The organism is Sporolactobacillus sp. PKPK-6 (genome assembly GCF_056678885.1).
Genome location: NZ_JBWXPA010000007.1, coordinates 1 through 1926, shown reverse-complemented (window position 1 = coordinate 1926; position 1926 = coordinate 1). Strand labels below are relative to the sequence as shown.

Sequence of the window (1926 nt, the reverse complement as noted above, 5' to 3'; positions counted from 1 at the left end):
AAGTATAGAGCGACCGAGCAAGGTCGTGCCTTATAGCGGGTGGGAAGCCCGTCGGAAAAGAGCTAGCCACTCATCCGTAGCGAGTCTTGGAGAACGAAAGGCAACTTTGGTTTTTAAGCGTAGACAGCGAGCCAGTGGGCCGTAAGCCAAGTGGTTGAAGGGATTGAGCCTCGAAAACTTATGAAATGGGAATGCCGATGGCGTTATACTTCCAGAAGGCAACACGCCAGACATCGTTAAGGCAAGAGGTCTGGGGGTTCCCCGGGGTCAGAGACCATGGCACGCTGAGCATCAATAAGGTACGGCAACTCGGGAGATCCCAGCGGGTCTTTCGAAAGAAAGTATAGCGAACCAAGCAATCAAATGTAAGGACGTTAAATGTCTGCTGGGAAGTCGGAGGAAGCACATAGTACCCATGATATCGGGTAATGCCGGTTGAGGGAAGGTGTTTTCCCTTGTTTATGAATCTTATCTGGGACACATCGGCACACACAGAGGTGACAGTAGAGATGACTACAAAACAGGTAAGAATAGCAGAGCTAGCGAAGGAAAATCCGAAGATGGCCTTCACCTCTCTGGCTCATTTATTGAGCGTAGAGGAATTGAGGGTCTGTCACCGGGAACTGCAGGGAAACAAAGCAGCGGGCATCGATCAGATGACGAAGGCAAGCTATCAAGAACATCTTGATGAACACCTTGCCGATCTGGATAAGCGCCTGAAGCAGAAAAGCTATCGGCCGCTCCCTGTCCGGCGGACATATATTGATAAACCGGGAACAAAGAAGAAACGCCCACTGGGCATCCCTGCCTATGAGGATAAAATTGTTCAGCGGGGTCTGGCGAAGATCCTTAATGCCATCTATGAGCAAGACTTTCTTAACTGTTCCTTCGGTTTCCGCCCAAATAGGAACTGCCATGATGCACTTAAAGTCCTGAATGTCTTCATTGAAAAGAAGTACACGAACTACATTGTTGATGTGGACATCAGGGGCTTTTTCGATCATGTCGACCATCAATGGATGATGCGTTTTCTCAAGCTACGGATCAAGGATCCAAGCTTTCTGAGGCTCATTGCCCGTTTTCTAAAAGCGGGTTACATGGAGAAGGAAACTTGGCACGCAAGCGAACAAGGGACGCCGCAAGGCGGACTGATCTCGCCGATCCTAGCTAACGTCTATCTGCACTATGTGATTGACCTATGGTTTACGAAAGCGGTGAAGAAACAGTGCCAGGGACAGGCTTATCTGGTGCGCTATGCCGATGACTTTGTCTGTTGTTTTCAGTATAAACAGGAAGCCCAACGATTCTATTGCGATCTGAAGCGGCGCCTAGAAAAATTTAACTTGGCGCTTGCGGAGGAGAAAGCGAGGATCATCCCTTTCGGACGATTCGCTCAGGAAAATGCCAAGAGAAATGGAAACAGGAAGCCAAAGACTTTTGACTTCCTGGGATTCACCCACTATTGTGGGCAAAGTAAAAGCGGACATTTTCGAGTCAAGAGGAAAAGCAGCCGAAAGAAAGTGGGTGCCAAACTCAAAGCCTATTCGCAGTGGCTGAAAGGCCATCGGACCCAAGAGATTGACTTCATCATGGATCGGCTCAAGAGGTCATTGACCGGCTATTACAACTACTATTGTATCACCGATAACAGTCTAAGCGTGAGCGCTTTTCGATTGCAGGTGATTCGGTTGTTGTATAAATGGTTAAACAGAAGGAGCCAGAAACGATCGTTCACATGGGAAAAATTTAATCAATTTCTCAAACGCTTCCCTCTGCCGCAACCGCGAATCAAGGTCAATATTTATCAACTTCGGTCGGAGCTGAGCTACATTCTGTGAACCATGAACAAGAAGAGCCGTGTGCGTAAATAGCGCACGCACGGTTCCGTGAGGGGACAGAAGATGTGAATCGCTGTCCTACTCGACT

At 48.4% G+C, this 1926-nt stretch carries 1 protein-coding gene; it reads left to right on the top strand.

What is annotated here, in order from left to right; genetic code table 11:
• Positions 1 to 461 precede the first annotated feature (461 nt).
• Positions 462 to 1838 carry a group II intron reverse transcriptase/maturase gene (gene ltrA / locus AC1MBV_RS17200; protein WP_480947509.1) on the top strand — a complete coding sequence of 459 codons (1377 nt, stop codon included), beginning with the start codon at positions 462 to 464 and terminating at the stop codon, positions 1836 to 1838.
• Positions 1839 to 1926 lie beyond the last annotated feature (88 nt).